The sequence below is a fragment of the Catellatospora chokoriensis genome (genome assembly GCF_011297315.1).
Lineage (GTDB): Bacteria > Actinomycetota > Actinomycetes > Mycobacteriales > Micromonosporaceae > Catellatospora > Catellatospora citrea.
The window spans coordinates 56662-72545 of record NZ_JAAOTI010000003.1 but is presented as its reverse complement, the minus strand read 5'-3'; the positions used below and the strand labels follow the sequence as shown (position 1 = coordinate 72545).

The 15884-nt window shown below is 72.6% G+C and carries 17 protein-coding genes; 11 read left to right on the top strand and 6 right to left on the bottom strand.

Going from position 1 to position 15884, the window contains the following annotated elements:
- Positions 1-13: 13 nt before the first annotated feature.
- Complete coding sequence (locus HAV39_RS05335) at positions 14-274, bottom strand: hexameric tyrosine-coordinated heme protein (RefSeq protein ID WP_191838062.1); 261 nt, start codon at positions 272-274, stop codon at positions 14-16.
- A gap of 149 nt (positions 275-423) precedes the next feature.
- Here HAV39_RS05335 and HAV39_RS05330 point away from each other — a divergent pair, with 149 nt between their 5' ends.
- The gene (locus HAV39_RS05330; protein ID WP_191838061.1) at positions 424-1902 is read left to right on the top strand and encodes an SDR family oxidoreductase; all 1479 of its coding nucleotides are present in this window, start codon (positions 424-426) and stop codon (positions 1900-1902) included.
- A gap of 21 nt (positions 1903-1923) precedes the next feature.
- On the opposite strand, the gene HAV39_RS05325 is transcribed toward HAV39_RS05330, so the two are convergent.
- The 3 genes from HAV39_RS05325 to HAV39_RS05315 form a co-directional block, all read right to left on the bottom strand.
- Positions 1924-2817, bottom strand: coding sequence for an arginase family protein (locus HAV39_RS05325; protein WP_191838060.1), 894 nt, complete (start codon positions 2815-2817; stop codon positions 1924-1926).
- A 144-nt stretch (positions 2818-2961) separates the two neighbouring features.
- Positions 2962-3651, bottom strand: a complete 690-nt coding sequence (locus HAV39_RS05320) for a YoaK family protein (RefSeq protein WP_191838059.1) — start codon at positions 3649-3651, stop codon at positions 2962-2964.
- 93 nt (positions 3652-3744) lie between these two features.
- The gene (locus tag HAV39_RS05315; protein ID WP_191838058.1) at positions 3745-4746 is read right to left on the bottom strand and encodes a hypothetical protein; all 1002 of its coding nucleotides are present in this window, start codon (positions 4744-4746) and stop codon (positions 3745-3747) included.
- A 137-nt stretch (positions 4747-4883) separates the two neighbouring features.
- Between HAV39_RS05315 and HAV39_RS05310 the strand changes: the two genes are divergently transcribed.
- Both HAV39_RS05310 and HAV39_RS05305 read left to right on the top strand, forming a co-directional pair.
- A complete protein-coding gene (locus HAV39_RS05310; RefSeq protein ID WP_191838057.1) occupies positions 4884-5111 on the top strand; it encodes a hypothetical protein in 228 nt (75 codons plus the stop codon).
- Positions 5112-5187: 76 nt separating this feature from the next.
- A complete protein-coding gene (locus HAV39_RS05305; protein WP_191838056.1) occupies positions 5188-5835 on the top strand; it encodes a TMEM175 family protein in 648 nt (215 codons plus the stop codon).
- Between the two features lies 1 nt (position 5836).
- Here the strand turns inward: HAV39_RS05305 and HAV39_RS05300 are convergent, their stop codons facing one another.
- Positions 5837-6175, bottom strand: a complete 339-nt coding sequence (locus tag HAV39_RS05300; protein ID WP_191838055.1) for a DUF3817 domain-containing protein — start codon at positions 6173-6175, stop codon at positions 5837-5839.
- 249 nt (positions 6176-6424) lie between these two features.
- Here HAV39_RS05300 and HAV39_RS05295 point away from each other — a divergent pair, with 249 nt between their 5' ends.
- The 4 genes from HAV39_RS05295 (at position 6425) to HAV39_RS05280 (ending at position 10840) form a co-directional block, all read left to right on the top strand.
- Positions 6425-8023, top strand: coding sequence for a phytoene desaturase family protein (locus HAV39_RS05295; RefSeq protein ID WP_239120770.1), 1599 nt, complete (start codon positions 6425-6427; stop codon positions 8021-8023).
- Positions 8020-8823: a fatty acid desaturase family protein gene (locus HAV39_RS05290; protein WP_239120769.1), complete on the top strand. Its 804-nt coding sequence runs from the start codon at positions 8020-8022 to the stop codon at positions 8821-8823. The genes HAV39_RS05295 and HAV39_RS05290 overlap by 4 nt, the downstream gene beginning before the upstream one ends.
- Positions 8823-9428, top strand: coding sequence for a TetR/AcrR family transcriptional regulator (locus HAV39_RS05285; RefSeq protein WP_191838054.1), 606 nt, complete (start codon positions 8823-8825; stop codon positions 9426-9428). Before HAV39_RS05290 ends, HAV39_RS05285 begins: the two co-directional genes overlap by 1 nt.
- 101 nt (positions 9429-9529) lie before the next feature.
- On the top strand, positions 9530-10840 hold the full coding sequence (locus HAV39_RS05280) for a ferredoxin reductase family protein (RefSeq protein WP_191838053.1): 1311 nt from the start codon (positions 9530-9532) through the stop codon (positions 10838-10840).
- 132 nt (positions 10841-10972) lie between these two features.
- Here the strand turns inward: HAV39_RS05280 and HAV39_RS05275 are convergent, their stop codons facing one another.
- Positions 10973-11845, bottom strand: a complete 873-nt coding sequence (locus HAV39_RS05275) for an alpha/beta fold hydrolase (RefSeq protein WP_191838052.1) — start codon at positions 11843-11845, stop codon at positions 10973-10975.
- A 134-nt stretch (positions 11846-11979) separates the two neighbouring features.
- Here HAV39_RS05275 and HAV39_RS05270 point away from each other — a divergent pair, with 134 nt between their 5' ends.
- The 4 genes from HAV39_RS05270 (at position 11980) to HAV39_RS05255 (ending at position 15847) form a co-directional block, all read left to right on the top strand.
- On the top strand, positions 11980-12552 hold the full coding sequence (locus tag HAV39_RS05270) for an RNA polymerase sigma factor (RefSeq protein ID WP_191838051.1): 573 nt from the start codon (positions 11980-11982) through the stop codon (positions 12550-12552).
- Entirely contained in the window at positions 12549-13211 is a 663-nt protein-coding gene (locus HAV39_RS05265) for a hypothetical protein (protein ID WP_191838050.1), read from the top strand. Before HAV39_RS05270 ends, HAV39_RS05265 begins: the two co-directional genes overlap by 4 nt.
- A gap of 120 nt (positions 13212-13331) precedes the next feature.
- On the top strand, positions 13332-14552 hold the full coding sequence (locus tag HAV39_RS05260; protein ID WP_191838049.1) for an MFS transporter: 1221 nt from the start codon (positions 13332-13334) through the stop codon (positions 14550-14552).
- A 287-nt stretch (positions 14553-14839) separates the two neighbouring features.
- Positions 14840-15847, top strand: coding sequence for a hypothetical protein (locus tag HAV39_RS05255; protein ID WP_239120768.1), 1008 nt, complete (start codon positions 14840-14842; stop codon positions 15845-15847).
- Positions 15848-15884 lie beyond the last annotated feature (37 nt).

Below are 15884 nucleotides of genomic sequence, written 5' to 3'. Positions count from 1 at the left end.
CCTGTCGCGGTGATCAGGCGCCCGTTCGCCAGTAGCCGTTCGCCGCGGCGATCGTCGCGAACTCGATCGCGACCACGTGCGCGGCGGCGATGATGCTCTCGGGCGTCGTGGCGTAGTTGGGCCGGCCGCCCTTGAGCACGTCCAGGTCGGGCTGGATGTTGTGGACGGTGTGCCGGGCGATCATCAGGGCGAGCGCGCGGCCCTCCTCGGGCGTCGCCGTGATCAGGCTGCCTCCCGGCACGAGCACGAGACCTTCGGCCGGCACACGGTTCACGGTTGCACACCCTTTCGGTCCAGGTCGTCCCACGCGAGAGTATCGAGATCGGCGGTCCGATATAGCCGATTGCTCCGGTTGACGCCGTCCCGTTCCCGGCCCGGTCGAATCCGCCGTGCGCACGGCGCGGACAGTCCTAGGCTGGGCACATGGTCGGGCGGGCCGGGGACGGCCGGCGGGTGCTGGTCACCGGGGCGACCGGGTACATCGGCGGACGGCTCGCCCCGCGGCTCATCGAGGCGGGGCACCGGGTGCGCTGCCTGACCCGGTCGGCGACCCGGCTGCGCGACGTGCCCTGGGCGGCCCGGGCCGAGATCGTCGAGGCCGACGTCTCGGACCACGCCTCGACCCGGCGGGCCCTGCGCGGCATCGAGGTGGCGTACTACCTGGTCCACTCGCTCGGCTCGCCCGGGTTCGAGGACCTCGACCGGCGTGCCGCGCAGACCTTCGCCGACGCGGCCCGGCAGGAGGGCGTCCGCCGCATCGTCTACCTGGGCGGCCCGGCACCGGAGCGGACCGCCGAAGCGTCGGCGCACCTGCGCTCGCGCGACGAGGTCGCCCGGATCCTCACCAACTCCGGCGTGCCCACGGTGACGCTGCGGGCCGCGGTGATCATCGGCTCCGGCTCGGCGTCGTTCGAGATGCTGCGGCACCTGACCGAGCGGCTGCCGGTGATGGTGACGCCGCGCTGGGTCGGCAACCGCATCCAGCCCATCGCCGTCCGCGACGTGCTGCACTACCTGGTCGGCTGGGCGAGCGTGCCCGGCGACGTGAACCGCTCCTTCGACATCGGCGGCCCGGACGTGCTCACGTACCGGGAGATGATGAGCCGCTACGCGCGGGTGGCCGGGCTCAACCGCCGGGTCGTCGTCCCGGTGCCCCCGCTGTCGCCGTGGCTGTCCTCGCTGTGGGTGGGCCTGGTGACGCCCGTCCCGGGCGCCATCGCGACCCCGCTGGTGGAGAGCCTGATCCACGAGGCGGTCTGCCACGAGCACGACATCAGCCGGTACGTCACCGACCCGACGGGCGGGCTGAAGCCGTTCGACGAGGCGGTCCGGCTGGCGCTGCTGCGGATCCGCGACGCGGAGGTGGAGACCCACTGGTCGACCGCGTCGTGGACGCGCGCCCCGGCCGAGCCGCTGCCCACCGACCCGGACTGGTCCGGCGGCAGCCTCTACGTCGACGAGCACGCCGAGCGGGTCAAGGCGCCGCCGTCGGCGCTGTGGGAGGTCGTCTCCGGCGTCGGCGGCGACAACGGCTGGTACTCCTCCGACCTGGCCTGGACCGCGCGCGGCCTGCTCGACCAGGCCTTCGGCGGGATCGGCCTGCGCCGCGGCCGCCGCGACCCCGCCGTGCTGCGCGCCGGGGAGACGGTGGACTTCTGGCGGGTCGAGGAGATCGAGCCGGGCCGGCTGCTGCGGCTGCGGGCCGAGATGCGGCTGCCGGGCCGGGCCTGGCTGGAGATGCGGGTCGGCGACGACCCCCGGGGCAGCCGGTACACCCAGCGCAGCGTGTTCGCCCCCCGCGGCCTGGCCGGGCACGTGTACTGGCGGGCCGTCGCACCCCTGCACTCGATGGTCTTCGGCGAGATGGCCCGCAACATCGCCCGCGCCGCCGAGCGCGCCTGATCCGTCCGCCCCGGCGTTGCCTCAGCGCGGCCGCAGCACGTCGGCGAACAGGTCGACCAGCGCGGTCGCGCAGGAGCCGTCGGGGTCCTTCTCGGCGTTGTAGCAGCCGACCGAGACCCCCGCCAGGGCGTCGGAAGCGGTCAGCGGCCGCATCAGCTCGCGCAGCTCGGCCAGCCGCAGCCCGCCCGGCATCAGGTAGTCGGTGGCGGGAAAGGCCTGCTGGTCGAGCACGTCCACGTCCAGATGCAGCCAGTAGGAGCCGTCGTTCGCCAGCGCCTCGCAAGCCGCCGCACCCGCCTGCGCCATGCCCTCGCGCTGCAGGTCGTCGGGGGTGGACTCGGGCCGGTAGCCGAGCTGTTCGGGCAGCACCGAGCCGTACTCGATCGCCTCGGCCCGGTCGCGCGGGCCCAGCAGCCGCAGCCGGTCCGGGGCGACCAGCGGGCCGCCGACGAGATCCACCCAGTCCACCGGCCCGTGCCCGGTGACCACCGAGATCGGCATGTCGGCCGGCTCACCGGTGGGGGAGGTGCGGCCGTCGTAGAGGTCCAGGTGCCCGTCGAGGTACGCCAGCCCGGCCCCGCCCAGCGCGTCCCGTGCCCCCGCGAGCACGGCGGGCAGCAGGGTGCAGCAGCCGCCGACCACCAGCGGCCGGTGACCGGTGGTGAGCAGCTGGTGGACGTGGCGGCGGACGACGTCGGTCATGGTGCGCACCGACGGCCAGGCGAGCACGCCGGTGTGCTCGTCGCGAACCCTGCCGACCAGGCGGACCGGCAGATCCCCGCCGTCGCGACCGCCCACGGCCGCGACCAGGCCCGCGGCGCGCAGGGCACCGGGGGACAGCTCGGTCCCGAACGGCGGGTCGCCCGCCTCGGGCACCCCGACGCAGTCGATCGGCACGCCCACCACCGTGATCATGAATCGAGTCTCGTCGCCGCCCGAGCCCGCGGCAAGCAGGCACGCCGCCGGTCACCGCGGTGGACCCCGGCGCCGTGGGAGCGGTTCGGAGCTACCGGCACGAACGCGCGGAATGCCGCGGTCGGCCTTCACCTGCGCCGACCTTCAGGAGAGTCCGCGACGACGGTCGTCGGCGTGGAACAGCGCCAGGCCGATCAGCAGCAGGCCGGTCGCGACCCACACCGCGCGATCACCGAGGTGGACGGTGAACAGGCCGCCGAGCAGCGCACCCCCGGCGAACGAACCGACGGCCGGCCACAGGTTGCGGGCCTGTGCGGTCGCGTCGCGTTCATGGCGCACGACCGCGCCGTACAGGGCCTGGGCGGCGTTGCGCAGGTTGGTCGTGGTCACCGTGGTGTTGAACGTCCATCGGCCGATCATCCCGAACGACGTGATCTGCACCGACGCCACGAATGAGATCATCACGGCGACCAGGTCGTCGGATCCACCGGACGGCATCAGGCCGACGACGATCAACACCAGGATCTCCAGCAGCAGCGCGGCTCGCACCGGTTTGCGCAGAGCTCTGGCCACGCGTGGCAGCCGGATGGTCTCGGCCACCCACACCCCGGCCACGAACGCGATGATCGGCGGCACGTGCCGCAGCGCCGCGTCCCACTGCGCCTGCGCCGCCTGCACGCCCAGCAGCACCACGTTGCCGGTCTGCGCCGTTGCGAACACTCCGCCGCGACCGAGGAACGTGTACGCGTCGAGGAACCCGGCGGCCATCGTGAGCAGCACGATCAGGCGCAGCGACCGTGACGTCCGGTACGGGACGCCGCCCGCTCCCGTCATCGTCGCCCCTCCCGCCGCACCCTCCTCACGATGTTTCCGCCTGATCGCCCGGCCCGTGCCTGGAACGCCCGGACATGATGCGGCCCGGCCCGATCAGCGGCGGCGTCCGTAGACGGGATGGGCCAGGTCTTCGCCGGTCAGCATGCGGTGCACAGCCGACAGATCGGCACGGCCGACCGCGGTGCGGCGCATCACCGAGTACCAGGACGGCGGTTCGAGCAGGTGCTCGCGTATCTCGGGTTCCGGATGGACGTCGGCCAGGTTGCCGTCGACGTCCTCGGCGACGAACACCGCCCAGGCCTGCACCACCGCCTTGGCGAGCAGACGGCGGCACTCGCCGGGGTCCGCGTCCGGCACGGTCACCCCGGGCATGCAGCGTGCGCTCTGCTCGGCGTGCCGGTCGTCCCACAGTTCGAGGGTCCAGCCGGGCCAGCGGGCCGGCCACCGTTCGGCGAGGCCGTCGAGTGGATCGATCGTGGTCCACAGCCCGGCGGTGCGGGTGGCGGGATCGAGGTGCAGCCCTGCCTGCGGGACGAAGTCGCAGGTGGTTACCCGGTCGGCGGTGCGCAGCTGCGCGAGCATGCCCGGACCGGTCTCCCACGGCCGAAACGCCAGCGGGGTCAGTGCGTAGGCCGCGGTGTCGGCGATCGTGACGAGACAGGTCGGGTCAGGCGAGGTCCACGGCTGCTCCACGCCGTAGAGCAGGCCCGATACGTCGAACCGCGCACGGATGGCGGTGACGTCCGCGCCGACGTGGCGGGCGAGGTCGCCGTTGCCGTCGTACGCCCAGCGCACCTCCCAACCCGGCCAGGTGTGGGCCGCGTTCTCCAGCCAAGCGGCACGCACCTGCGCAGAGCGGTGGACGGTGAATGCGATCAGGACGCGGCGATCCCAGTCGACGAGCAGCCCGCCGTCGGTCAGGGCGTCGGAGAGCCAGTCGTCCCGTCCGAACTCGTGCTCCCAGCGCTCCAGGTAGCGCCGGGTCACCTGGGGTCCCATCAAGCTGATCTCAAGCAGTTCGTACGCGCCGAGTTTGTTGCTCAGCACGGTGTGCTCGCCGTCGCGTACACAGACGTAGTTGGCCCAGGCTCCCATGGCGGCGAGGGTAGCGGTCGATGATCGTCTTGTCCGGCCCGCGGATCGGTCAGGATTCGAGAAGCGCTGCGAGGACGGTCGCACCTAGCGTGACGGCCAAGCACGCGGGTGTCGCGTCATGACCACCGGAGATCGCAGTGAACTGGAACAAGTGGATCAGGCAGGCGCACCGCTGGGTGTCCGTCGCCTTCACGGTGAGCGTCATCGCCGTCTTCATCGCCCTGGCGCAGGAGGAACCGGCCGTCTGGGTCTCCTACGTGCCGCTGCTGCCGCTCGCCCTGCTCCTGCTCAGCGGGCTCTACCTGTTCGCACTGCCGTATGCCACCAAGTGGCGCAACCGGCGTCGGACCGCACAGGAGGCATGACACAGCCAGCGCCGTTGACCGTGGGCGCATGCCGGATTTCGCCCGCTCACGGCCTGCTCGCGACTAAAGTGATCATGTGGTCAGGGGTTCCGCGCGTGTCTGGGGACGCGACACGGTGGAGTTCGGCCGGGTGACCGGGTTCAGCGACGGCCTGTTCGCCATCGCGATGACGCTGCTCATCGTCGAGGTCGCGGTGCCGCGCATGATCCACACCGGCGATGTTCGCGAGCTGCTGGACAGGCTGGAGGAGCTGATACCGGAGTTCGTCGGCTTCTTCCTGTCGTTCGTGCTGATCGGCCGGTACTGGGTCGCCCATCACCAGATGTTCAGCGTGCTGCGGGGGATCGACTACGGCCTGATCTCGCGCAACCTCGTCTACCTGGCTTTCATCGCGTTCATGCCGTTCCCGACCGCGCTGCTGGGCGACTACTTCGACAACCCGCTGGCGGTGATCGCGTACGCCGTCACCGGTGCGATCGTCAGCGGCCTGGAGGTGGTGCTGCTGCGCTACGCCTGGAAGGCCGATCTGCTGCGGGTGAAGGTGACGCCGGAGGTGATGCGCTGGGGCTCGATCATGTCGCTGTCGCCGGTGGTGGCGTTCCTGATCTCGATCCCGGTGGCCTTCGCCAGCACGCCGCTCGCGGTGCTGATGTGGCTGATCACCGTGCCGTTCGGCGTCTACATGCACCGCCGCGCCCCGGCGGGCGCGGACGTGCTGGAGTAGCTCAGCGGGCCGCGACGGTCGCGGGCTCGGCCTCGGCGGGGGCGGCGTCCGGGGTGCGCTTGGCGACCCAGCGCTCGAACAGCAGGCCCAGGAACGGCGGGATGGACGCCGCGCCGCCGACGACCAGGCGGCCGAAGCTCCAGCGGTGGACGCGGGCGGTCCAGAGCAGGGTCGCCAGGTAGAAGACGAACATGGCACCGTGCACCCGGCCGAAGACGAACACGCCGATGTCGTTCTTGACCACGATGTACTTGAAGAACATGCCGATGAGCAGGCCGGCCCAGGAGATGGTCTCGGCGATGGCGGCGTAGCGGAACCAGCGGCCTGCGGTGCTCGACATGAATTCTCCAGGAGGTCGGCGGTGACGGAGCCGATCATAGAGCCGTGCCGGCGCCCGTCGGCGGGCCCGCCACGCTGCTGTGATCGGCGTGACCCTAACCGCTGATCCACGAAACTTGCTGGAAGCCGCCTGAAGATCTGCCCGAACCGCCGGTCGGGGGGTGGTTCGAAACATGGCATTGACTCGATGGACCGGGCGTTCTAATTTGAACATGTGTTCAGAACAGATGTTCAGAATCATGTTGCGCCCGTGGGCTTCTCCCGGACGCCGACCCTCATCCGGTCCCGTGACCTGCCCGGACGCTGCGACGTCGCAGTGCTCGGCGGGGGGCTCGCGGGGCTGTCCACCGCGCTGCGGCTGCAGGCCGCGGGGCTGTCGACGATCGTCTTCGAGGCGCACGGGCACGCCGGCGGCTGCGCGGGCTACTTCCGGCACCGGGGCTTCTCCTTCGACGTCGGCGCGACCACCCTCGTCGACTTCGCACCCGGCGGCGTCGGCGACGAGCTGCTGGCCACGACCGGCGCGCCCGCGCTCGACGCCGAGCAGCTGCCCGGATACGTCGCCTGGCTGCCCGACCGGGTCGTCACGCTGCACCGCGAGCAGTCCCGGTGGCACGCGGAGCGGCTGCGCACGCTCGGCGACACCCGGGCGCACCGGCGCTTCTGGGCCGAGCTGGACCGGCTGGCCGAGGTGTTCTGGGCGGCCAGCCGGGCCGGGATCCGCCTGCCAATGCGCACGCCCGCCGACGCGCTGCACGACCTGCGCGCGGTCGGGCTGCGGCACCTGCCGCTGGTCCGCCATCTCGGCCGGACCATGGGCGACGCGCTGCGCGCGCACGGCCTGCGAGATCAGGATTCGCTGGTATCCCTGCTCGGCATGCTGGTCGAGGACACCGTGCACAGCACCGTCGACCGCGCCCCGCTGATCAACGCGGCGCTCGGGGTGACCATCCGCGGGGCGGGGCTGACCCGGCACCGCGGCGGCATGCACGGGTTCTGGCGGGTCCTGGTCGCGCACTACCGCGCTCTCGGCGGCGACCTGCGCACCGGCTGCCGCGTCCGGCACGTCACCGGCCGCGGCGCCGCGAGTCGGCAGGGCAGCCTCCTAGGACACCGTAGGGGTGGTGCCGCCGGGTTCACCGTGCACACCACGCGTGGCAGCGTCGAGGCGGGCGCCGTGGTCAGCGCGCTGCCCGCGCAGATCACGGCGCAGGTGGCCGCGGGCACTCCGGTGGCGGCGGGGCTGCGGCCATACCTGGAGCGGGACGAGCCCGATCTGGGCGGGGCGGTCGTGGTGTTCCTCGGCGTGCCCGAGCACGAGGTCGCCGGGCAGGAGTTCACCCACCACCAGCTGATGCAGGACTACGCGCGCCCGCTCGGGGAGGGCAACAACATGTTCGTGTCCGTGTCCTCACCCGGTGACGAGGTCAGCGCGCCGCCCGGCCACCGCGCCGTCATGATCTCCACGCACACCGAGCTGGCCGGCTGGCAGGGACTGTCCGAGCCGGAGTACGCCGCGCGCAAGCAGGAGATCGGGCAGCGCCTGATCGAGCACGCCCGGCGGGTGTACCCGAATCTGGGGGAGCGGGCCGTGGTCCGGCAGGTCGGCACACCGCGCAGCTACGAGCGGTTCACCTGGCGGCCCCGGGGCGCGGTCGGCGGGGTGCGGCAGACGCTGCGCAACGCCAACCAGTTCGCCGTGCCGCACCGCACCGCGCTGCCGGGGTTCTGGCAGGTGGGCGACACGACGTGGCCCGGACTGGGCACCGTGGCCTGCGTGCTGGGCAGCCGCCTGGTCGCCGAGGACGTGCAGCGCCACGCGCCGGCCGGGGCGGGGGTGCGCTCGTGAGCACGAGACTGCCGAGCCTGAACGAGGTCGGCACGGACCTGCTGGCCGTGTCGCCGTGGCGCACCCGGGTCGCGCTGGTGCGGCCGTACGCGATGATCGGGGTCTTCGCGCTCGTGGCGTGGGCCGGCTGGTGGTGGCTGACGCCGCTGGTGGTGTTCGGGGTGTTCGTGTCCGTGGTGACCGTGACGCACGACGTGGTGCACCGCGCCCTGGGCCTCACCCCGCGGCAGACCGAGTGGGCGCTGTTCTTCACCGGGCTGGTGTTGCTGGAGAGCGGCCACGCGTACCGGTCCACGCACCTGCAGCACCACCGCCTGTTCCCCAGCGACGAGGACCCGGAGGGCTACCCGGCGAACCTGTCGCTGTTCGGAGCGGTCCTCTACGGACCGGTGTTCCTGGCCCGCCTGTGGTGGTGGTCGTGGCGGCGCGCCCGCGGCGACCGGGGTCTGCGGACCTGGCTACTGGTCGAGGGGGCGATGCCGTTCGGCGCGCTGACCGGGGGAGTGCTGCTGTGGCCGGTCACCCCGGCGCTGCTGGCCTACGCGGTGATGGCGATCGTCGGCAGCTGGGTCTACCCGCTGCTCACCGTCTACCTGCCGCACCACGCCTACGGCGACGAACCGCTGACGCAGACGCGTACGCTGCGCGGGAGGGTCATCCCCGCGATCTTCCTTGAGCTGACCTACCACCTGGAGCATCACCTGTACCCGCAGATCCCCAGCCACCGCCTGCCCGAGCTGGCCCGCCGCCTCGACCCGCACCTGTCCGCGGCGGGCGTGCGCCCGGTCCGGGTCATCTGATGCCGCCTCGCGCCGACACCCGGGCGCGGGTGCTGCACGCGGCCGCCCGCACCCTCGCCGACGAGGGCTACGGCCGCTGCACCGCCCGCGCCATCGCCAAGACCGGCGGGTTCGCGCCCGGCGTCATCTACTACCACTTCACCGACATGGACGACCTGTTCGTGGCCACGTCGCAGTTCACCAGCGAGGCCCGGCTGGCCCGCTACCGGGCCGAGCTCGACGGCGTCGGCACCGCCTCGGACACCCTGGCCCGGCTGCGCCGCCTGTACGACGAGGACGGCGCGGCCGGGCACATCGCCGCCGTGCAGGAGCTGGTCGCCGCGGCGAACGCGAATGCCCGGCTGGCCGAGCAGGTGAAGGTGCAGACGGCGGTGTGGCAGGACTTCGCGGCCGGGGTCATCGAGCGCCTGCTCGCCGGCACGCCGCTGGCCGCGCTGATCCCGGTGCGCGAGGTCGCCACCGCCGCGGTCGCGCTCTACCTCGGCATGGAGATGCTGTCCCATCTGGACGCGCACCGGCTCGGCCCGGACGCGCTGTTCGACGCCGCGGAGCGCTTCGCCCCGCTGGTCGACGCGTGGCGGCTCAGCCTGGCCGAACCGGACTGATCCGCCTAGCCGGCACGGTACGGTGCACAGTGGCGGGGCAAAGCGACCAAAGGTGTATATAGGTCCCGTCCAGTGCGGCCGCAGCGGCTGGAGGTGACGCGATGAGCCTTGTCGTGCGGGGCGCGCTGTGGATCGGGCTGTTCCTCGGCGTCGCGGTCGCGCCGCTGGTGTTCGCCGTGATCGGTTTCTCGGGTCTGGGCCGCGGCTTCGCCACCGAGTTCTCGGCCGCGCTCGGCTTCGTCGGGCTCGCCCTGATGGGCCTGGAGTTCGCCCTCGTCGCCCGGTTCCGGGCCGTCGCCGCCCCGTTCGGCACCGACGCGCTCGTGCAGTTCCACCGCGAGATGGGGCTCGTCGGCCTGGTGTTCGTGCTCGTGCACGTGGCGATCTCGGCGCCGTGGGACCTGGTCGTCCGGCCCTTCGCCGAGGACACCCCGGCGCGGGTCCGCTGGGCGCTGCTGTCGACGATCGCGCTGCTGGCGCTGGTCGTGTCGTCGCTGTGGCGCAAACGCCTGCGGCTGTCGTACGAGGCGTGGCATGCGCTGCACGCCGTGCTCGCCGTGGTCGTGATCGTGGCCGCGCTGATGCACGCGCTGCTCGTCGACCACTACCTGGACGCCGCGTGGAAACGCGTGTTGTGGATCGTCATGTCGGCCGCGTTCCTCACCCTGCTGGTGTGGGTGCGGATCGGCAAACCGCTGGCACTGCGCCGCAGACCGTGGACGGTCGAGCGGGTGACGCCCGAGCGGGGCCGCACGACGACGCTGACGCTGCGCGCCGACGGCCATCCGGGGTTCCGGTTCGCACCCGGCCAGTACGCGTGGTTCGCGATCGGGCGCTCGCCGTTCTCGCTCAGCAAGCACCCGTTCTCCCTGTCGTCGAGCGGCGAGGCGGCGGGCGTCGTCGAGGTGAGCATCAAGGCGCTCGGCGACTTCACGTCCACGGTGGCCGACCTCGACGTCGGCACCAGGGCGTACCTGGACGGCCCGCATGGCGTCTTCAGCCCCGACCTGTACGAGGGGCCGGGCTTCTGCCTCGTCGCCGGCGGTGTCGGCGTCACCCCGATGATCAGCATCCTGCGTGCCTTCGCCGAGCGCGGCGACCGCCGACCGGTCGTCGCCCTCATCGCCAACCGCAGCTGGGCCGAGGTCACCTTCCGCGAGGAGCTGGAGCGGCTCGCCTTCCGGCCCGACGTGCGCGTGGTGCACGCCCTCGACGAGCCACCGCCCGGCTGGGCCGGGGAGACCGGCCGGGTCAGCGGGGACATGCTGCGCCGCCACCTGCCGCCGGGCTACGAGCGCTGGCAGTTCTTCGTGTGCGGAGCCGGTCCGATGATGGACGCGATGGAGGACGCCCTCGTCGCGCTGGGCGTAGCCCCGGGGCGGATCCACACCGAACGCTTCAACTGGGTCTGAGCGGGAGCTGCCATGCGTCATGCCCTGGTGACCCGGCTCGTCCTCGCGCTCGCCCTCGTGCTGCTGGCGGCCAGTGCCGTCTTCGCCGCCGTCCAGGCTTGACCCGTCGGGTTTCCGGGCGAACCACGCGTTTCACGCGGCCGCAGCCAGCCGTTTCAAGAAGCCGCGGATCAGGGCGGTCGCCTCGTCGGGGGCCTGACGCAGCACACTGTGCCCCACGCCGGGAAGGACGTGGACGTCGACGTCGGTGTTCGGGAGCGCGTCCGGCAGCCGCTGCGCTCCGGCCGCGGGCGACACCGGATCGTGCGCGCCCGCGAGCACCAGGACGGGGCATGTGATGTCCGCCCCGTACGGCGCGATCTCGGCGGGTCCGCAGCCACCGTCCTGGAAATGGAGCTGCACCTCGTTGTTCATGCGGGCACGGGCGATCCGGGACGCCAGGTCCGAGCCGGCTCCGGCGGCACCGTAGAGGGGCAGGCAGTGCTCACGCCATGCCGCGGTCGACTCGTCGCTGCGGTCGCCGCCGAGGTAGCGGCGTGCGGCCTCCCGCGCCACCGGACCGCCGCGGCGCTCGAACACGTCCAGGGTCTCGTCCAGCGTGGTCGGCATGCCGAGGGCGCTGTCCAGCACCAGCCCGGCGACCAGATCGGGATGCCGGGCGGCGCAGACCACGGCGACGAGTGCACCGCTCGACGATCCGACCAGCACGGGACGGGTGACGTCCAGCGTCCGGCAGAAGGCTGCGACGTCGTCGGCCCAGCGGGTCCAGGTCCAGTCCGACGGTTCGCCCGCGTCGGAGCGGCCCGATCCGCGCTGGTCGAGGTAGACGAGCTGCGCGACGTCGGTCAGCGCGGACGTCTCGGGCTTGAACAGGCTGTGGTCGGCGCCCGGCCCACCGTGGAGCAGCAGCAGCGTGGGCCGCTCGCGCATGCGGTCGCCGTCGGGCGCGAGCCCGCCGCCGTCGACGTCGAAGTACAGCGCCACGTCACCCACCGACACCCGCATCCGGCCATCATGGCCCGGTGGCGGTCTCCCGTGGGGGCACCCTCGTCGCCGGTCCTCGGCGACGGTCCGGCCCGCGGCGCGAGATGATCGGCCCGGACCGGTAACCCGAGCGCGACAGGCGGACATTCCCAGGCATGGAACCAGATGACGCGGCCGCCAGAGGGCGCTTCGAGGAGCTGTTCGACGCCCATTACGCGGAACTGACGCGTTTCGCCACCCGTCGGGTGGGACCCGACGCGGCCGGAGACGTCGTCTCCGGCACGTTCCTCGTCGCATGGCGGCGCTTCGCCGAACTGCCCGCCGAGAACCCCCGGGCCTGGCTTTACGCCACGGCCCGGCACGTGATCGCCAACGAGCTGCGCGCCCGTGCCCGCCGGGACCGGCTGTCGGCGAAGGCCGCCGTCGGTGCCGAGGCCACCGTGGCGGACCACGCCGGGCAGGTCGGCGAGCACCTGCGGGTACGCGCCGTGCTGGCCGGGCTGTCCGAGGCCGACCAGGAGGTTCTGCGCCTGACCGAGTGGGAGGGCCTGGACGTGGCCGAGGCGGCCCTCGTCCTGGGCTGCAGCCGGACCGCGGTCAAGGTGCGCCTGCACCGGGCCCGACGCCGGTTCGGCGCCCGGCTGCTGGCCACCGAGGAACCCGGCGCCCATGCGACCTCCCGCCTGCCCATGCCGTCGCTTGTCGCCGAAGGGAACACCACCTCATGAACAACCGCAGCAGCACCGCCCTCGCCCGGCTGAGAGCCGCCGATCCGGCCCCGACCGGCGCGGACCCGCACGACCCGTACGCCCGCGCCATGCTCGACCGCGTCCTGACCGGGACGGAGATCCCGCAGCTCCGGCCCCGCCCCGCCCGCCGCCGGTGGGCGTTGGCGCTGGCCGGGACGGCCGTGTTCGCGGCCGCTGGTGTGCTGGCGGTGGCCGGACCCTGGTCCGCACCGGCAGAGGCGTACTCCGTGGCCACGAACGCCGACGGGTCGGTCGAGGTCAGCTTCGACGCGGCCAAGCTGACCGACCCCGCGAAGCTGAACGCCGCGCTGGCCCGCGCCGGTGCGCGCACCGTCGTGCTGGGTATGGCGCCCGACGGCCAGTGCACCGGCCGGCCGTCGTTCGACGTCACCTACGAGCTGCCGGTGCCGGGCACCCCCGAGTTCGCGACGTCTCCGATCGAGTACCGGATGGGGGAGGACGGGGTCTTCATCATCATCCGTCCGCAGTACCTCCCTGCCGCGGACACGCTCGTGATCGGCTACTCCATCGATCACGGGACGGAGGGGCGCAGCACGATGGTGCGCCCGGTGATCGTCACCACGGTGCCGTCCTGCCTGACCCGCCCGACGCCGCCGGGCCAGTCGACGCCGAACTGATCCGCTCCGCACCCCACCTCGGTCGGCGGCCCGTGCGGGCCGCCGACCGGTGCCGCGTTCACCGGCGGCGGTGCGGGCAACCGGATTGCGGGCGGGCGGGTGTCCCGGCAGGGTGGACGCATGGTGGAGCCACGGGGGACCGCGGTGACGGCGACGGTGCGCAGGCTGGGCCGGCTCTACGCGACGCTGCGCGCCTGCGACGAGGGCGTGCTGTTCTTCCCGGTGTACACCCTGCTGATGGCCGACTCGGGCCTGTCCACCGTGCAGCTGACCTCGTTGCTGGTCATCTGGAGCACGGTCGCGTTCGTGCTGGAGGTGCCGTCGGGGGCGTGGGCGGACACCTACTCCCGGCGCAGGCTGCTGGCCTTCGGTGCGCTCCTGCGGGCGGTCGGGTTCGCGACCTGGTTCCTGTGGCCGACGTACGCCGGGTTCGCGGTCGGGTTCGTGTTGTGGGGTGTGCGCAGCGCGATCAGCTCCGGCACCAAGGAGGCGCTGCTCTACGACGAGCTGGCGGCCGAGGGGGCGACGGACCGCTACACCGCGCTCGCGGGCCGGGCCGCGACCGTGTCCATGGTGTCCATGCTGGCCGCGAGCGCGCTGGCCTTTCCGGCGTACGCCCTGGGTGGTTATGGGCTGGTCGCCGCGGGCAGCGTGCTGGCCTGCCTGGGGAGCGTCGCGGCGGCGCTGGCCATGCCCGAGCGGCCCCGGGTGCGCCGCGAGCGGTCGACCGGCGGCCGGGCCTACCTGCGTAATCTTCGGGCTGGTCTCGCCGAGGTGCGCACGGATCGGCGGGTGTGGCACGCGGTGCTGATCGCGGCGGCGGTGCCGAGTCTGAGCGCGCTCGACGAGTACGGGCCGCTGCTGGTCCGCGACCTGGGTGTGGCCACCGCCGGGGTGCCGCTGGTCGTCGCGGCCCTGATCGCGGCGATGGCGCTGGGCAGCGCGCTGGCCGAACGCTGGCGCGCGACACCGCCGGCGACCGGTCTCACCATCGCGGGTGCCGGGGTGGCACTGGCGGTGGGTGCGCTGGCCGGGGGAGTGGCCGGGCTGGTGCCGATCGCGGTCTGCTTCGGACTGCTGCAGCTGACCCGGGTGCTGACCGAGGCGCGGCTGCAGCACACGATGAGCGGCCATACCCGGGCGACCGTGCTGTCCGTGTCGGGGTTCGGTGCGCAGCTGGGCGCGCTGGCCGTCTACGGCTGCTTCGGGCTCGGTTCGTTGTGGCTGGGCATCGCACCGCTGGCGGCCCTGTTCGCGGTGCCGATCGTGCTGGTCGGCCTGGCCGCGGTGCGCTGGCTGCCCGGCGACCGGGCACACCGGGCCGCCGCCGAGGCGACCTGAGAAGCGAGCGCCACCCAGGGCGTCACCGTCCGGCGGTGTGCGCGTCCGAGTCGTCCCTCGAGCTCCGATCGGCGGCATGTCCCGGTTCGCGTGCACATCTTTTTTGATGTGGCCACATCAAAAGATGTGCACGCCGACGCATGCATATGTCTCGGCGGCGGGCAACGGGGACGGGCGGGATCTTCGATCACCGTCCATCGACGATTCGCCGCGCGGCCATATGCGCGGACCGCCGTTGCGCCTAACATCTGCATCCATCTATCGACACGGATGCAGGGAGAGCACTCATGCTCGACAGGTTCAGGATCACCGGGCGATCCCTGGTGGTGGCTGTGCTGACGGCGGCGCTCACGACCGCCGGGCTGGCCGCCCCGACACCCGCGGGCGCGGCGGTGACCCAGGCGCAGCTGGCGCTGCGCTGGGCGCCGATCCACTACCAGGACGTCGACGCCACCGGCAGCCACGCGCTCAGCGGCAGGTCCGACTACATCACGAAGGTCGACTTCGACGGCGACCTCAACGGCCGCAACAACTGGGACCGCACCGGCCAGGCCGGGGTCTCGCTGGCCGCGCACGTCTACTACTCCGTCGTGGAGACCAGCACCCACTGGTACCTGACCTACCTCTTCTTCCACCCTCGCGACTGGACCGACCACCCGTTCTTCGAGACCGAGCACGAGAACGACGGCGAGGGCGTGCTGCTGGTCGTCGAGCGCGACGGCTCCGACTACGGCGTGCTGCGGGCCGCGGTCACGGTCGCGCACACCGACTTCTACTCCTACACCCCGTCCGGCAGCACCTGGTCCAGCGGCCGGGAGAGCGTCGACGGCACCCTGCAGCTGCAGTCCTCGCCGCACGACGGGTTCCTGCACCCGGTCACCGCGCAGGAGGCCAAGGGCCACGGGCTCAAGGCCTTCCCGCAGTACAACATCAACGGTGACGGCCTGGTGTACTACCCCTCGACCGTCGCCGAGACGCCGAGCAGCGGCGACGACCGCGACGTGCGCTACCAGCTGATCGACATCTTCGCGTCGGGCGGCCTGTGGGCGCAGCGCGCCAACACCAGCCTGTTCGCGAGCGCGGGCACGTTCGCCGGGGACGACTCCGGCGACTGCGGGGCGGGCACCTACGACTGCACCACCAACTCGGCGAACGCGCCGTGGGGCTGGGACGACGGCAACGACCTGCCGGGCCGCGGCCAGCTTGCCACCGACCCGGCGAAGGTCGCCGTGGAGTACTTCACCATCCCGGGCGCCCTGTCCCGCACCTACACGTCCAACGCGTACCAGGGCTGAGCGCCGGCAGGCGCGCCCTGGCGGCTGACCGCTCGGG

Excerpts from the sequence above, each read along its gene's own strand:
- HAV39_RS05330 (WP_191838061.1), top strand. The coding sequence starts at position 424 with ATGGTCGGGCGGGCCGGGGACGGCCGGCGGGTGCTGGTCACCGGGGCG.
- HAV39_RS05325 (WP_191838060.1), bottom strand. The coding sequence starts at position 2,817 with ATGATCACGGTGGTGGGCGTGCCGATCGACTGCGTCGGGGTGCCCGAG.
- HAV39_RS05320 (WP_191838059.1), bottom strand. The coding sequence starts at position 3,651 with ATGACGGGAGCGGGCGGCGTCCCGTACCGGACGTCACGGTCGCTGCGC.
- HAV39_RS05315 (WP_191838058.1), bottom strand. The coding sequence starts at position 4,746 with ATGGGAGCCTGGGCCAACTACGTCTGTGTACGCGACGGCGAGCACACC.
- HAV39_RS05300 (WP_191838055.1), bottom strand. The coding sequence starts at position 6,175 with ATGTCGAGCACCGCAGGCCGCTGGTTCCGCTACGCCGCCATCGCCGAG.
- HAV39_RS05285 (WP_191838054.1), top strand. The coding sequence starts at position 8,823 with ATGCCGCCTCGCGCCGACACCCGGGCGCGGGTGCTGCACGCGGCCGCC.
- HAV39_RS05280 (WP_191838053.1), top strand. The coding sequence starts at position 9,530 with ATGAGCCTTGTCGTGCGGGGCGCGCTGTGGATCGGGCTGTTCCTCGGC.
- HAV39_RS05275 (WP_191838052.1), bottom strand. The coding sequence starts at position 11,845 with ATGCGGGTGTCGGTGGGTGACGTGGCGCTGTACTTCGACGTCGACGGC.
- HAV39_RS05270 (WP_191838051.1), top strand. The coding sequence starts at position 11,980 with ATGGAACCAGATGACGCGGCCGCCAGAGGGCGCTTCGAGGAGCTGTTC.
- HAV39_RS05265 (WP_191838050.1), top strand. The coding sequence starts at position 12,549 with ATGAACAACCGCAGCAGCACCGCCCTCGCCCGGCTGAGAGCCGCCGAT.
- HAV39_RS05260 (WP_191838049.1), top strand. The coding sequence starts at position 13,332 with ATGGTGGAGCCACGGGGGACCGCGGTGACGGCGACGGTGCGCAGGCTG.
- HAV39_RS05255 (WP_239120768.1), top strand. The coding sequence starts at position 14,840 with ATGCTCGACAGGTTCAGGATCACCGGGCGATCCCTGGTGGTGGCTGTG.